This is a genomic window from Microbacterium terrae, from assembly GCF_017831975.1.
Taxonomy (GTDB): domain Bacteria; phylum Actinomycetota; class Actinomycetes; order Actinomycetales; family Microbacteriaceae; genus Microbacterium; species Microbacterium terrae.
Map to the genome: position 1 here is coordinate 1,521,962 of NZ_JAFDSS010000001.1, position 15,057 is coordinate 1,537,018.

A 15,057-nucleotide genomic window follows, 5' to 3' on the forward strand; every position below is an offset into this window, starting at 1 on the left:
CGACGCCCCCTTCAGCAAGGACACGGTTCTCCATGATCAACGCCGCTGCGAGCGTCTTCGCCAGCATCCCGAGCCCGTCGATCAGCTACTTCGACATCGGCCCGCTGCGGATCCACATCTACGCGCTGTGCATCATCACGGGGATCATCGTCGCCGTGCTCCTGACGAACCACCGCCTGTCCAAGCGCGGCGCCGAGCCGTGGGTGGTCATCGACATCGCCCTGATCGCCGTTCCCCTCGCGATCATCGGCGCGCGCATCTACCACGTGCTCACCCACTTCGACTTCTACTTCGGCGACGGCGCGAACCCGCTCTCGGCGCTGTACATCTGGGAGGGCGGCATTGCGATCTACGGCGCCCTCATCGGCGGCGCGATCGGCGCCTGGCTCGGATGCCGGTGGACCGGCATCCGCTTCTGGACGTTCGCCGACGCCCTCGCTCCCGGACTCCTCCTCGCGCAGGCGATCGGGCGATTCGGCAACTGGTTCAACCAGGAGCTGTTCGGCCTCCCCACTGACGTGCCGTGGGGCCTCGAGATCGCGTACCCGAACCCCGCGTGGCCGACCGGCATCGCCGAGGGCACCCTGTTCCACCCCACGTTCCTCTACGAGGTGCTGTGGAACACCCTGGGCGTCGTGGTGCTCCTGTGGATCAGCTGGCGCTTCACCGCACTGCAGTGGGGCCGCGTGTTCGCGATCTATCTGATCTGGTACAGCGCCGGGCGCATCGTGTGGGAGTCGATCCGCATCGATCCGAGCGACATCATCCTGGGCCTGCGCACCAACGTGTGGGCGGCGATCTTCGGCGTGGTCGCCGGCCTCGTGATCTTCTTCGTCCAGAAGCGTCGCCACCCGGGCCTCGAGCCGTCGCCCTACACGCCCGGACGCGAATGGCACCCCGAAGGTTCTGTACAATCACAGAACACCGACGACTACGTCGACGTCTCAGAACCCCCGACGTCCGCAGTCGACGAGGCCGCCACAAGCACTCCCGCCACGAAGTAACGAGCTCCCTGAGCACACGGGCCGACGTCGTCCCATCTTGAGTATCAACGTGAGGACGGTAGGTATGGCTGCGAGCCCCCGTTCCGTCGCCTCTTCCGAGGCGAAGTCCACCCGAATGCCCGGCTTCCCCCAGAAGCAGGGCATGTACAACCCGGCGTTCGAGAAGGACGCCTGTGGCTTGGCCATGGTCGCGACCCTGCGGGGCGAGGCCGGTCACGACATCATCGACCTGGCGCTGACCGCGCTGCGCAACCTCGAGCACCGCGGTGCGATCGGGTCCGACGCGGGCACCGGCGACGGCGCCGGCATCCTCACGCAGATGCCCGACGCGTTCCTGCGCGCGGTCGTCGGCTTCGACCTGCCTCCGGTGGGGGAGTACGCCGCCGGAATGGTGTTCCTGCCGCGCGACGACGACGCCCGCGCGGCCCAGAAGGCCGGCATCGAGCGGATCGCGGCATCCGAGAACCTCACCGTGCTCGGCTGGCGCGAGGTCCCCACCGAGGACGACAACCTCGGCAAGCTCGCCTTCGAGGCGCGCCCCGTCTTCGAGCAGCTGTTCATCTCGCGTCCGGGCACCGGTGGCGAGCCCGCGCTGTCGGGCATCGCCCTCGACCGCCGCACGTTCCGGCTGCGCAAGCGCGCCCGCACCGAGCTCGACGCCTACTTCGTGTCGCTGTCGGCGCGCACGCTCGGCTATAAGGGCATGGTCACCACGCTCCAGCTCGAGCCGTTCTATCCCGACCTGCAGGACGAGCGCTTCGCCTCGGAGCTCGCCGTCGTGCACTCGCGCTACTCGACCAACACGTTCCCGTCGTGGCCGCTCGCCCAGCCGCTGCGCATGCTCGCTCACAACGGCGAGATCAACACCGTCAACGGCAACCGCAACTGGATGCGCGCGCGCCAGTCGCAGCTCGAGTCCGAGCTGCTGGGCGACATCCGTCCCCTGCTGCCGATCTGCACCGACGGCGCGAGCGACTCCGCCTCGTTCGACGAGGTGCTGGAGCTGCTCACCCTCACCGGGCGGAGCCTCCCGCACGCGGTGATGATGATGGTGCCCGAGGCCTACGAGAAGCAGGCCGACATCGACCCGAAGCTGCGGGCGTTCTACGACTTCCACTCCATGCAGATGGAGCCCTGGGACGGTCCGGCCGCGCTGATCTTCACCGACGGCACGCTCGTCGGCGCCACCCTCGACCGCAACGGGCTGCGCCCGGGCCGCTGGACCGAGACGACCGACGGACTCATCGTCATCGGCTCCGAGACCGGCGTGCTCGACTTCGAACCCGAGCGCATCAAGCGCCGCGGACGCCTGCGTCCGGGCCGCATGTTCCTCGTCGACACGGCTGAGCGCCGCATCATCGAGGACGACGAGATCAAGGCGCAGCTGTCCGACCTCGAGCCGTGGCAGGAGTGGCTCGACGCCGGTCGCGTGCGTCTGGCGGACCTCCCCGAGCGCGAGCACATTGTGCACCCGATCGCCTCGATCACCCGTCGCCAGCGCACATTCGGCTACACCGAGGAAGAAGTCAAGATCCTCCTCACCCCGATGGGGCAGAACGGCGCGGAGCCGCTCGGCGCCATGGGGTCGGACACCCCGGTCGCGGTGCTCAGCGAGCGCCCGCGCCTGCTGTTCGACTACTTCACGCAGCAGTTCGCCCAGGTGACGAACCCGCCGCTGGACTCGATCCGCGAAGAGGTCGTGACCTCGCTCGCGCTCGGTCTCGGCCCGGAGCGCAACCTGCTCGAGTGGGGTCCGGAGCACACGCGTGTCGTCACGCTCGACTTCCCGGTCATCGACAACGACGAGCTCGCCAAGATCCAGCACATCGACACCGCCCTGCCGGGCCGCACGTCGGTGACGATCCGCGGTCTCTACCGCGTCGAGGCCGGTCACAAGGGCATGCGCAAGCGCCTCGAGCAGATGTGCGCCGAAGTGGATGCCGCGATCGAGGACGGCGCCGAGTTCATCGTGCTCAGCGACCGCGACTCGAACAAGGACCTGGCGCCGATCCCGTCGCTGCTCATGCTCGCCGCTGTGCATCACCACCTCATCCGCAACGAGACCCGCATGAAGTGCGGCCTCGTGATCGAGGCCGGCGATGTGCGCGAGGTCCACCACGTCGCCACCCTCATCGGGTACGGCGCGTCGGCGGTCAACCCGTACCTCGCCATGGAGACGGTCGAGTACCTCGTCCGGGCTGGCTACATCACGGGGCTCACGCCCGAGAAGGCCGTCAAGAACCTCATCTATGCGCTCGGCAAGGGCGTGCTGAAGATCATGTCGAAGATGGGCATCTCGACCGTGTCGTCGTACGCCGGCGCCCAGGTCTTCGAGGCCGTGGGCCTGTCGGACGAGTTCGTCGCCGCCTACTTCACCGGCACCGAGTCCAAGCTCGGCGGTGTGGGTCTCGAGGTGATCGCCTCCGAGAACGCGGCGCGCCACACGTACGCGTATCCCGAGGATGCAGCGGTTCGTGCGCACGAGCGGCTGTGGACCGGCGGCGAGTACCAGTGGCGCCGCGACGGCTCTCCGCACCTGTTCAATCCCGAGACCGTGTTCCGCCTGCAGCACTCGACGCGCGAGCGCCGGTACGACATCTTCCGCGAGTACACCAAGCTCGTCGACGACCAGGCCGAGCAGCTCAAGACCCTGCGCGGCATGTTCAAGCTGCGCACCGGCGTGCGTCCGCCCGTGCCGATCGACGACGTCGAGTCGGTGTCGTCGATCGTGAAGCGCTTCTCCACCGGGGCGATGAGCTACGGCTCGATCTCCAAGGAGGCGCACGAGACGCTCGCCATCGCCATGAACCGGATCGGCGGCAAGTCGAACACCGGTGAGGGCGGCGAAGACGTCGATCGTCTCCTCGACCCGGAACGCCGCAGCTCGATCAAGCAGGTGGCCTCCGGCCGGTTCGGCGTGACGAGCATGTACCTCACCCACGCCGACGACATCCAGATCAAGCTCGCCCAGGGCGCCAAGCCCGGCGAGGGCGGCCAGCTGCCCCCGGCGAAGGTGTACCCGTGGATCGCCCGCACGCGCGGCGGCACGGCCGGCGTCGGACTCATCTCGCCGCCGCCGCACCACGACATCTACTCGATCGAAGACCTCAAGCAGCTGATCTTCGACCTGAAGCGCGCGAACCCCGCCGCCCGCGTCCACGTCAAGCTCGTGAGCCAGTCGGGCATCGGCGCGGTCGCCGCGGGCACCGCGAAGGCGCTGGCCGACGTCATCCTCGTCTCGGGGCACGACGGCGGAACGGGCGCCAGCCCGCTCAACTCGCTCAAGCACGCCGGTACGCCGTGGGAGCTGGGTCTCGCCGAGACGCAGCAGACGCTGATGCTCAACGGCATGCGCGACCGCGTGGTGGTGCAGGCCGACGGCCAGCTCAAGACCGGGCGTGACGTCGTCGTGGCCGCGCTCCTGGGTGCGGAGGAGTACGGCTTCGCGACCACGGCGCTGGTCGTCGAGGGCTGCATCATGATGCGGGTCTGCCACCTCGACACGTGTCCGGTGGGCGTCGCGACGCAGAACCCCACGCTGCGCGCCCGCTTCAGCGGCAAGCCCGAGTTCGTCGTGAACTTCATGGAGTTCATCGCCCAGGAGGTGCGCGAGTACCTCGCCGAGCTCGGCTTCCGCTCGCTCGACGAGGCGATCGGCCACAACGAGCTTCTCGATGTGGACGGTGCGGTCGACCACTGGAAGGCCAACGGCCTCGACCTGACGCCGATCCTCGAGGGCCCCGCCTTCGCCGAGGACGAGCCGCGCCGCAATGCGCGCGGTCAGGACCACGAGCTCGACGAGCACTTCGACGTGCAGCTGATCGAGCGCGCGCAGGATGTGATCGCCCACGGCGGCGAGATCTCGATCGACCTGCCGGTGCGCAACACCGCACGGTCGGTGGGCACGATGCTCGGACACCACGTGACCCGCGCACACGGCGAGAACGGTCTTCCCGCGGGGTCCATCACGGTGAACCTCACGGGCTCGGCCGGCCAGTCGTTCGGCGCGTTCATGCCCGCCGGCATCACGCTGAAGCTCGAGGGCGACTCGAACGACTACGTCGGCAAGGGTCTCTCGGGCGGCCAGATCGTGGTGCGCCCGCCGCGCGGTGCGACGTTCGACGCCGCACAGAACGTGATCGCCGGCAACGTCATCGGCTACGGCGCGACGCAGGGAACGATGTTCCTGCGCGGCGTCGTCGGCGAGCGGTTCCTGGTGCGCAACTCCGGTGCCACCGCGGTGGTCGAGGGTGTGGGCGACCACGCGCTCGAGTACATGACCGGCGGGCTCGCCGTGATCCTCGGCGCCACCGGCCGCAACCTGGGCGCCGGCATGTCTGGCGGTACCGCGTACGTGTACAAGCTCGACCGCAAGCTGGTCAACCGCGAGGCCATCGCGACCGGCGAGCTGGTCCTCGGCGAGCTCGGCTCGGGCGATGCCGAGATGCTGCGCGACCTGCTCGAGCAGCACGTCGCCGAGACCGGATCCGCGCTTGCCGAAGCGCTCCTCGCCGACTTCGAAGGCGAGCTCGACAATTTCGTCCGCGTGCTCCCGCGTGATTACGCGGCAGTGCTGCAGACCCGCCAGGATGCCGTCGCCGAGGGGCTCGACCCCGACGGAGACGTCGTCTGGACGCGAATCATGGAGGTGACGGGTGGCTGACCCGAAGGGCTTTCTGAAGGTCACCGAGCGCGAGCTGCCCCAGCGGCGCCCCGTGCCGGTGCGAATCATGGACTGGAAAGAGGTCTATGAGCCGGGCGACACCGCGGTGCTGCGCCGGCAGGCCGGGCGCTGCATGGACTGCGGTGTGCCGTTCTGCCACCAGGGCTGCCCGCTGGGCAACCTCATCCCGGAGTGGAACGACCTGACCTGGCGCGGGGAGGGCCGCTCGGCCATCGAGCGCCTGCACGCGACCAACAACTTCCCGGAGTTCACCGGCCGCCTGTGCCCGGCACCGTGCGAGAGCGCCTGCGTGCTCGGCATCAACCAGCCGGCCGTGACGATCAAGCAGATCGAGGTCTCGACGATCGACGAGGCCTTCGCCAACGGCTGGGTCGAGCCCGAGCCGCCGGGTCGCCTCACCGGCAAGACCGTCGCCGTCGTCGGTTCGGGCCCCGCCGGACTCGCAGCCGCCCAGCAGCTCACCCGTGCCGGACACACGGTCGCCGTGTACGAGCGCGACGACCGCATCGGCGGGCTGCTGCGCTACGGCATCCCCGACTTCAAGATGGAGAAGAAGCACCTCGAGGCGCGTCTTCGCCAGATGCAGGACGAGGGGACGCGCTTCCGCGCCGGTGTCGAGATCGGCAAGGACATCACCTGGAGCGACCTGCGCGCCCGTTACGACGCGGTGGTCATCGCCACCGGCGCCACGCTCCCGCGTGATCTGCCGATCCCCGGTCGCGACCTCGCCGGCGTGCACTTCGCGATGGAGTACCTCGTCGAGTCCAACCACGCAACCGCGGGCGACACGGTGCCGAACCAGATCACCGCCGAGGGCAAGCACGTCGTCGTCATCGGCGGCGGCGACACCGGCGCCGACTGCATCGGCACCGCCCACCGTCACGGTGCACTCAGCGTGACGAACCTCGCGATCGGCCGCCGTCCTCCGGGGGAGCGCCCCGAGCACCAGCCGTGGCCGATGTCGCCGACGCTGTTCGAGGTGTCGTCCGCGCACGAAGAGGGTGGAGAGCGCTCCTACCTCGCCTCGACGGTCGAGTTCCTCTCCAACGACGTCGGCGAGGTGCGCGCCCTGCGCGTGGCCGAGACCGAGTTCGTCGACGGACGTCGCGTGCCCAAGAGCGGCACCGAGCGCGAGATCCCCGCGGACCTCGTCCTCATCGCGATGGGCTTCACCGGTCCCGAGCGCGACACCCTCGACGCCCAGCTCGGCGCGGTCTTCACCGACCGCGGCAACGTGCAGCGCGAGTCCGACTACCAGACGACCGTGCCGGGCGTGTTCGCCGCCGGTGACGCCGGTCGCGGGCAGTCGCTCATCGTGTGGGCGATCGCCGAGGGCCGCGCCGCCGCCTCCGAGGTGGACCGCTACCTGATGGGCTCGACGGAGCTTCCCGCTCCCGTGCGCCCCACTGATGTCGCGATCGGCCTGCAGCCCGCGTAGGCTGGCCCCGGCTGTTCGCCCCTGACCCCTCCCTCCCGGAAGAAAGACACGGATGAGACGCGCCAAAATCGTGGCCACCCTGGGCCCCGCAACATCGACCTACGAGATGGTCCGAGCGATCATCGAAGCGGGCGTCGATGTCGCCCGGTTCAACCTGAGCCACGGGGACTACTCGGTCCACGACAACAACTTCGCCAACGTGCGCAAGGCGGCCGACGACGCCGGCCGCGCCGTCGCCATCCTGGTCGACCTCCAGGGCCCGAAGATCCGCCTCGGCAAGTTCGAGAACGGGCCGCACGAGCTCGCCGTGGGCGACATCTTCAAGATCACCACCGAAGACATCCTCGGCACCAAGGAGATCGTCGGAACGACGTTCAAGGGCCTGCCCAACGACGTCAAGGCGGGCGACTTCCTGCTGATCGACGACGGCAAGGTGCGGGTCGAAGTCATCGAGACCGACGGCACGGTCGTCACCACCAAGGTGATCGTCGCGGGCGCCGTCTCGAACAACAAGGGCATCAACCTGCCCGGCGTCGCCGTCAACGTCCCCGCGCTGTCGGAGAAGGACGAGGCCGACCTCCGCTGGGGTCTGCGCGCCGGCGCCGACATCATCGCGCTGTCGTTCGTGCGCGACGCCAAGGACGTGCAGCGCGTCCACGTGATCATGGCCGAAGAAGGACGCCACGTCCCGGTCATCGCCAAGATCGAGAAGCCGCAGGCCGTCGACAACCTCGAAGAGATCATCGACGCGTTCGACGGCATCATGGTCGCCCGCGGCGACCTCGGCGTCGAGCTCCCGCTCGAGGCCGTGCCGATCGTGCAGAAGCGCGCGGTGGAGCTCTGCCGCCGCATGGCCAAGCCGGTCATCGTCGCGACGCAGATGCTCGAGTCGATGATCGACAACCCGGTGCCCACCCGCGCCGAGACGAGCGACGTCGCCAACGCCGTCCTCGACGGCGCTGACGCGGTCATGCTCTCGGGCGAGACCAGCGTCGGCAAGTACCCCGTCGTCGTGGTCGAGACCATGGCCCGCATCGTCGACTCGACCGAGGTCCACGGCCTCGAGCGCATCGCACCGCTGACCACGAAGCCCCGCACCCAGGGCGGCGCGATCACCCTGGCAGCGAACGAGGTCGCCGAGTTCGTCGACGCGAAGTTCCTCTGCATCTTCACCGAGTCGGGCGACACCGCACGCCGCATGTCGCGCCTGCGCCCGCGCATCCCCATGATCGGGTTCGCGCCCGAGCCGGCCATCCGTCGCCGCATGGCCCTCACGTGGGGCGTGCAGTCGACGCTCGTCGAGCACGTCGCCCACACCGACCTCATGTTCATCCAGGTCGACGACTACCTGCTGTCCAACGACCTCGCGAAGGTCGGCGACAAGGTGGTCGTGATCTCCGGTTCCCCTCCCGGGATCATCGGGTCGACCAACGACATCCGCATCCACAAGGTCGGAGACGCGGTGCACGGTAAAGCGCCGATCTACAAGACACGCGACTGACGCACCTACCGGGCGGGCTGTCACGATCACTAAGGTGAGCGTGACAGCCCGTTCTTCTTTGAGTCGAAAGAGACCCCCCGATGTTCTTCCAAGACTTCTTCTGGTTCCTCCTCTGGAGCTTCTACTTCATCGCGTACCTGTACGTCGTGATCCTCATCATCACCGACCTGTTCCGCGACGACTCGCTCAACGGCTGGCTCAAGGCGGTCTGGATCATCGCGCTGCTGTTCGTGCCCTTCCTCACCGCATTGGTCTTCATCATCGTCCGCGGCAAGGGCATGGCCGCCCGCGCCATGGCCGCCCGGGGGAACGTCGTCGCCGAAGACGACGCCTATCGGCCCACCGCATCGGCGAGCCCGGCCGACGACATCGCGAAGGCGAAGGCGCTCCTCGACGCCGGCACCATCTCGCAGGGCGAGTTCGACGCGCTCAAGAGCAAGGCGCTCGGCAACCAGTTCTTCGGCGCCTGACACCCGCAGATCAGAAGAGCGGATGCCCCGGGTCGGGGCATCCGCTCTTCTTGCAATACGTGCCGGTGGTGGGAGTCGAACCCACACGCCCTTGCGGGCAACCGAGTTTGAGTCGGTCGCGTCTGCCATTCCGCCACACCGGCGCGCGGTCAGACCGCACGTCCGCGAACGACCATACCGTAGGATTCAATGGTGACTGAGCAGGAACAGACCGCCCCCGCGTCGGCATCCACCCCCCGTCGAGTCGTGGTGGCGGAAGACGAATCGCTGATCCGCCTCGACATCGTCGAGATCCTCCGTGACAACGGATTCGATGTGGTCGGCGAAGCGGGTGACGGTGAGACCGCGGTGGCATTGGCCACCGAACTGCGCCCCGACCTCGTGATCATGGACGTCAAGATGCCCCAGCTCGACGGCATCTCGGCGGCCGAGCGCCTGAGCAAGGACCACATCGCACCCGTCGTCCTCCTCACGGCGTTCAGCCAGAAGGAGCTCGTCGAGCGGGCGAGCGAGGCCGGTGCGCTGGCCTACGTCGTCAAGCCATTCACCCCGAACGACCTGCTGCCCGCGATCGAGATCGCCCTGGCCCGCTACGAGCAGATCATCACGCTCGAGGCCGAGGTGGCCGACATGGTCGAGCGCTTCGAGACCCGCAAGCTCGTCGACCGCGCCAAGGGCCTGCTCAACGAGAAGATGGGGCTGTCCGAGCCCGAGGCCTTCCGCTGGATCCAGAAGGCGTCGATGGACCGTCGCCTCACCATGCAGGACGTCGCCAAGGCGATCATCGAGCAGCTCGCTCCCAAGAAGTGAGGTGCGGCGCGCAGCGCCGACACCTGTGACAGCGGATGCCTCGCCACGAGGCATCCGCTTCGTCATGTCGGGGGCAGGTCCTTGATCATGTTCGTGATGCGGATCGTCGAGCAGCGCCGCCCCTGATCATCGGTCACGACGATCTCGTGCACGGTGATGCTGCGGCCGAGGTGCACCGGGGTGCAGACGCCGGTCACGACACCGGACGTCGCAGACCGGGTGTGCGTGGCGTTGATGTCGACGCCGACCGCGAGCCGGCCGGGCCCGGCGTGCAGGTTCGCGGCCATCGAGCCGAGCGATTCGCCGAGCACCACGTACGCGCCGCCGTGCAGGAGGCCGACCGGCTGCGTGTTCCCCTCGACCGGCATCGTGCCGACGCAGCGGTCCACCGAGAACTCGGTGAACTGCATCCCCATCTTCTCCGCGAGGGCGCCCATGCCGCGCAGGGCCGCCCACTCGAGTCCGTTCACGTCTGCCGGGGGTGCGTCGGTCATCGCTCGCCTTCGATCGGGTCGGGGGTGTCCGATGCCCTGACTAGGCTTGCAGGGTGATGGACTCCGCAAAGCCTACCCTCCTGGTCGTCGACGGCCATTCGCTGGCATATCGGGCGTTCTACGCCCTTCCCGTCGACAATTTCTCGACCAAGGACGGGCAGCACACGAACGGGATCTACGGGTTCCTGGCGATGCTCATCAACCTGCTCAAGGCCGAGCATCCCACCCATCTCGCGATCGCGTTCGACACGTCGCGGCAGTCCTTCCGCACCCGCGAGTACACCGAGTACAAGGCCAATCGGTCCGAGACCCCCTCCGAGTTCAAGGGCCAGATCCCGCTGCTGCAGGACTGCCTGGCGGCGATGGGCATCACGGTCATCCAGAAGGAGGACATCGAGGCCGACGACATCCTCGCGACCCTCGCCACGCAGGGCTCCTCCCAGGGTTTCCGCGTGCTCGTCTGCTCCGGCGACCGCGACACCATCCAGCTCGTCGACGACGACGTGACACTGCTGTACCCCAACGTGCAGGGCGTCTCGCAGCTCAAGCGCTACGACCGCGACGCGGTGATCGAGCGGTACGGCGTTCCTCCCGAGCAGTACCCCGACATCGCCGCGCTCGTCGGCGAGACCAGCGACAACCTGCCGGGCGTCCCGAAGGTGGGGGAGAAGACCGCCGTCAAGTGGCTGACGCAGTTCGGCTCGCTCGACGCACTGCTCGAGGGCGCGGGCACCATCAAGGGCGTGGTCGGCGGCAACCTGCAGGAGAACGTCGAGGTCGTGCGTCGCAATCGCCGCCTGAACCGCCTCCTCCGCGACGTCGAGCTGCCCTACGGGCCGGCCGATCTCGAGGTGCAGCCTATGGACGCGCAGGCCGTGCGCGACATCTTCTCGCGGCTCGAGTTCAAGACGCTCATCCCGCGCGTCGCCGAACTCGCCGGCATCGAGCAGCAGATGGCCGCGGTCAACTCCGCGGCTGCCGAGCTCGCCCCCGTCGCAGCCGAGCTCGCCGCCGCGGATCTCGCGGCGTGGCTCGGCGACGCGTCCGGCGAGGTGGGAGTCACCCTCACCGTCGAGCGCGGGCTGCCGGCGCGCGTCGGCTTCGCCACCGCCTCGACAGCCGCCGAGGCCACGTGGACGCCCGATGTGCAGGCCGCGCTCACGGCGTGGCTGGCCTCCGACGCCCCCAAGGTGTTCGCCGATGCGAAGCCGCAGATCAAGGCCCTGCAGCGCAGCGGTCTCACGCTCGGAGGGCTCGCGCTCGACGTCGTCCTCGCCGGCTGGCTGCTGCGCCCGAGCTTCCCCGACAAGACCCTCGCGCACCTGGTCGACCGCTACCTCGACGAGAAGCTGCCCGAGTCCGACCCCACCCAGCTCGTGCCCGAGACCGAAGGCGCGACCCCCGGTCAGCTGTCGTGGTACACGCTGCGGGTCGCCGCCGCGGTGCGCGCGGAGCTGCCTGAGAGCGTGGCGACCGTGCTCACCGACATCGAGCTGCCCACGCTGCACACGCTCGCAGCGATGGAACTCGCCGGCGTCGCTGTCTCGCACGAGAAGCTCTCGGGGTTCTCGGCCGAACTGGGCGCACGTGCCGACGCGCTCGCCCAGGACGCGTACGCCGCGATCGGCCGCGAGGTGAACCTCGGGTCGCCGAAGCAGCTGCAGGAGGTGCTCTTCGAAGACCTCCAGCTGCCGAAGACGCGCAAGACCAAGACGGGCTACTCGACGGATGCCGCCGTGCTCGCCGATCTGCAGGAGTCGAACCCGCACCCGTTCCTCGACCTGCTGCTGCAGCACCGCGAGGCGACGAAGCTGCGCCAGATCATCGAATCGCTCGACAGCGCCATCGGCAATGATCGGGCGATCGGCGACGACGGGCGCATCCACACCACGTACGTGCAGACCGGCAGCCAGACCGGCCGCCTCTCGAGCACCGACCCGAACCTGCAGAACATCCCCGTCCGCACCGACGAGAGCCGGCGCATCCGCTCCGCGTTCGAGGTCGGCGAGGGCTACGAGACGCTGCTGACCGCCGACTACTCCCAGATCGAGATGCGCATCATGGCGCACCTGTCGGAGGACCCGGGCCTGGTCGAGGCGTTCAACTCCGGCGAGGATCTGCACCGGTTCGTCGGAGCCCGCGTCTTCGGGGTCGCCCCCGAAGACGTCACGCCCGCGATGCGCACCAAGGTCAAGGCGATGTCGTACGGCCTCGTCTACGGCCTGTCGGCGTTCGGACTCTCGAAGCAGCTGCGCATCGAGCAGTCCGAGGCGAAGCAGCTCATGATGGAGTACTTCGCGCGCTTCGGGTCGGTGCGGGACTACCTGCGCTCGTCGGTCGAGCAGGCTCGCATCGACGGGTACACCGAGACGATCTTCGGGCGGCGCCGCCCGTTCCCCGACCTCGCGAGCCCGAACCGCGTGCTCCGCGAGAACGCCGAGCGTGCGGCGCTCAACGCCCCCATCCAGGGGAGCGCAGCCGACATCATGAAAATCGCGCTGTTCCGCATCCACGATCAGCTCGCCGCCGACGGCCTGCGCTCGCGCGTGCTCATGCAGATCCACGACGAACTCGTGGTCGAGGTCGCGCCGGGGGAGTGGGATGCGGCGGAGGCGATCGTGCGTGAGCGCATGGGCGATGCGGCGACCCTCTCCGTGCCGCTCGATGTGCAGATCGGGCGCGGCGCCGACTGGAACGACGCCGGGCACTGAGTCGCCCGGTCGTTCGGGTCGGCCGAAGGGTTTTGCTCGCCCGCCGCACACTCCTAGGCTCGTGGGCATGACTGAAGCACCCCGTACCCCCACGCCGATCGACAAGATCGCTGACGCGTGGGTCGACACCCTTGCCGAGCTCGAACCGACGCTGGCGACGTACATCGGCCGCGCCGAGTTCAACGACCGGTTCGGCGACTACAGCCCGGCCGGCCAGGAGCGCCTGGTCGAGGAGGGCCGCAAGACCCTCGATGCGCTCACCGCGGCCGCGCCCGTCGACGACATCGATGCCGTCACCCGCGACGACCTGCGGCGCGAGCTGGAGCTCGGCGTCGAGCTGCACGACGCGAAGTGGCACCTGCGCGACCTGAACGTCATCGCCTCGCACGCGCAGAACATCCGGTCGGCGTTCGACCTCATGCCCACCGCCACCACCGACGACTGGTCGGTCATCGCCGCCCGTCTGCAGGCCGTCCCCGAGGCGATCTCGGGCTACATCGAGACGCTCCGCACCGGAATGGGCGAAGGCATCGTGCCGGCACGGCGCCAGGTCGTCGAGGTCGTCACCCAGATCGGCCGCTACACCGCCGACGGCGGCTTCTTCGCGAACTTCGCTGCCGACGCCGCTCCGGCCGAAGGCCAGCTCCCCGCGTCGCTCGCCCGTGAGCTCGCGAATAACAGCAACGCCGCCCGCGTGGCCTACGACGAGCTCGCCGCGTTCCTCGGCAAGGAGCTCGCCCCCGCCGCATCCGAGAGCGACGCCGTCGGCCGCGAGCTGTACGCGCTGCACTCGCGCCGCTTCCTCGGCGCCACGATCGATCTCGACGAGACGTACGAGTGGGGTCTCGAAGAGCTCGCCCGCATGGTGGCCGAGCAGGAGTCGATCGCGAACGAGATCCTTCCCGGGGCGAGCGTCGACGAGGCGGTGGCGTTCCTCGAGAAGGATGCGTCGCGCAAGCTCCACGGCACCGATGCGCTGCAGAAGTGGATGCAGGAGACGAGCGACCGCGCGGTGGAGGAGCTCGGCCGCACGCACTTCGACATCGCGGACCCGATCCGACGCCTCGAATGCATGATCGCGCCGACGAAGGAAGGCGGCATCTACTACACGGGGCCGACCGATGACTTCTCGCGTCCGGGACGCATGTGGTGGTCGGTTCCCGAGGGCGTCAACGAGTTCGACACCTGGCGCGAGCTCACGACCGTGTACCACGAGGGTGTTCCCGGCCATCACCTGCAGATCGCGCAGGCCGTGTACAACCGGGCGCAGCTGAACTCGTACCGCCGTCTTCTCGGCGGAACCTCGGGTCACGCCGAGGGCTGGGCGCTCTACGCCGAGCGCCTCATGGAGCAGCTGGGCTACCTCGACGACCCTGCCGACCGCCTCGGCATGCTCGACGGGCAGCGGATGCGCGCGGCCCGCGTGGTGCTCGACATCGGCGTGCACCTGGGCAAGCCGCGCCCCGACGGTCAGGGCACCTGGGATGCCGACTTCGCGCTGGAGTTCATGCGGCGCAACGTGAACATGCCCGACGAGTTCGTGCAGTTCGAGGTCAACCGCTACCTCGGCTGGCCCGGACAGGCCCCGTCGTACAAGGTGGGTCAGCGTATCTGGGAGCAGCTGCGCGACGACATGGCTGAGCGCGAAGGCGCCGACTTCTCGATCAAGTCGTTCCACAAGCGCGCGCTCGACATCGGCGGCGTCGGTCTCGACACCCTGCGCGCGGCGCTCTCGCGCTGACGCGCCGTCTGGTCTCGCTGCGCTCCTCGTTCGTCGAACGGGGAGCGCAGCGGGCTTCGGCCCGGTGAGCGAGGAGCGCAGCGGGCTCCGGTCGTTGAGCGAGGAGCGCAGCGGGCTCCGGCCGGGTGAGCGGGGAGCGCAGTGGGCTCCGGTCGTCGAGCGAGGAGCGCAGCGGGCTCCGGCCGTCGAGCGAGGAGCGCAGCG

General features: G+C 68.8%; 9 protein-coding genes and 1 tRNA gene. 8 read left to right on the forward strand and 2 right to left on the reverse strand.

The features are described from left to right. Nucleotides 1-32: 32 nt before the first annotated feature. From lgt to JOD63_RS07070, 5 genes are all read left to right on the forward strand, one after another. Nucleotides 33-1,004, forward strand: coding sequence for a prolipoprotein diacylglyceryl transferase (lgt, locus tag JOD63_RS07050; protein ID WP_045276902.1), 972 nt, complete (start codon nucleotides 33-35; stop codon nucleotides 1,002-1,004). A 64-nt stretch (nucleotides 1,005-1,068) separates the two neighbouring features. After that, nucleotides 1,069-5,667: a glutamate synthase large subunit gene (gene gltB / locus JOD63_RS07055; protein ID WP_045276903.1), complete on the forward strand. Its 4,599-nt coding sequence runs from the start codon at nucleotides 1,069-1,071 to the stop codon at nucleotides 5,665-5,667. Further along, nucleotides 5,660-7,126: a glutamate synthase subunit beta gene (locus JOD63_RS07060; protein ID WP_045276904.1), complete on the forward strand. Its 1,467-nt coding sequence runs from the start codon at nucleotides 5,660-5,662 to the stop codon at nucleotides 7,124-7,126. Before gltB ends, JOD63_RS07060 begins: the two co-directional genes overlap by 8 nt. A gap of 52 nt (nucleotides 7,127-7,178) precedes the next feature. Next, the gene (pyk, locus tag JOD63_RS07065) at nucleotides 7,179-8,627 is read left to right on the forward strand and encodes a pyruvate kinase (RefSeq protein ID WP_045276905.1); all 1,449 of its coding nucleotides are present in this window, start codon (nucleotides 7,179-7,181) and stop codon (nucleotides 8,625-8,627) included. A gap of 80 nt (nucleotides 8,628-8,707) precedes the next feature. Continuing rightward, nucleotides 8,708-9,097: an SHOCT domain-containing protein gene (locus JOD63_RS07070; RefSeq protein WP_045276906.1), complete on the forward strand. Its 390-nt coding sequence runs from the start codon at nucleotides 8,708-8,710 to the stop codon at nucleotides 9,095-9,097. 60 nt (nucleotides 9,098-9,157) lie between these two features. On the opposite strand, the gene JOD63_RS07075 is transcribed toward JOD63_RS07070, so the two are convergent. Continuing rightward, nucleotides 9,158-9,240 (reverse strand) — tRNA-Leu (locus JOD63_RS07075). A 46-nt stretch (nucleotides 9,241-9,286) separates the two neighbouring features. Here JOD63_RS07075 and JOD63_RS07080 point away from each other — a divergent pair. Further along, nucleotides 9,287-9,907 carry an ANTAR domain-containing response regulator gene (locus tag JOD63_RS07080; protein WP_211088070.1) on the forward strand — a complete coding sequence of 207 codons (621 nt, stop codon included), beginning with the start codon at nucleotides 9,287-9,289 and terminating at the stop codon, nucleotides 9,905-9,907. Between the two features lie 62 nt (nucleotides 9,908-9,969). Here JOD63_RS07080 and JOD63_RS07085 read toward each other — a convergent pair whose 3' ends face one another. Continuing rightward, the gene (locus JOD63_RS07085) at nucleotides 9,970-10,401 is read right to left on the reverse strand and encodes a hotdog fold thioesterase (RefSeq protein WP_045276907.1); all 432 of its coding nucleotides are present in this window, start codon (nucleotides 10,399-10,401) and stop codon (nucleotides 9,970-9,972) included. A 53-nt stretch (nucleotides 10,402-10,454) separates the two neighbouring features. Here JOD63_RS07085 and polA point away from each other — a divergent pair, with 53 nt between their 5' ends. Together polA and JOD63_RS07095 are read left to right on the forward strand one after the other, a co-directional pair. After that, nucleotides 10,455-13,112 (forward strand): DNA polymerase I, encoded by a 2,658-nt coding sequence (polA, locus tag JOD63_RS07090; RefSeq protein ID WP_045276908.1) that lies wholly within the window; start codon nucleotides 10,455-10,457, stop codon nucleotides 13,110-13,112. A gap of 67 nt (nucleotides 13,113-13,179) precedes the next feature. After that, a complete protein-coding gene (locus JOD63_RS07095) occupies nucleotides 13,180-14,853 on the forward strand; it encodes a DUF885 domain-containing protein (RefSeq protein WP_045276909.1) in 1,674 nt (557 codons plus the stop codon). Nucleotides 14,854-15,057: the final 204 nt, after the last annotated feature.

What these genes read in the sequence shown, in the direction of transcription:
- lgt (WP_045276902.1), top strand. Translation starts at nt 33, where the DNA reads ATGATCAACGCCGCTGCGAGCGTCTTCGCCAGCATCCCGAGCCCGTCG.
- gltB (WP_045276903.1), top strand. Translation starts at nt 1,069, where the DNA reads ATGGCTGCGAGCCCCCGTTCCGTCGCCTCTTCCGAGGCGAAGTCCACC.
- pyk (WP_045276905.1), top strand. Translation starts at nt 7,179, where the DNA reads ATGAGACGCGCCAAAATCGTGGCCACCCTGGGCCCCGCAACATCGACC.
- JOD63_RS07070 (WP_045276906.1), top strand. Translation starts at nt 8,708, where the DNA reads ATGTTCTTCCAAGACTTCTTCTGGTTCCTCCTCTGGAGCTTCTACTTC.
- JOD63_RS07080 (WP_211088070.1), top strand. Translation starts at nt 9,287, where the DNA reads ATGGTGACTGAGCAGGAACAGACCGCCCCCGCGTCGGCATCCACCCCC.
- JOD63_RS07085 (WP_045276907.1), bottom strand. Translation starts at nt 10,401, where the DNA reads ATGACCGACGCACCCCCGGCAGACGTGAACGGACTCGAGTGGGCGGCC.
- JOD63_RS07095 (WP_045276909.1), top strand. Translation starts at nt 13,180, where the DNA reads ATGACTGAAGCACCCCGTACCCCCACGCCGATCGACAAGATCGCTGAC.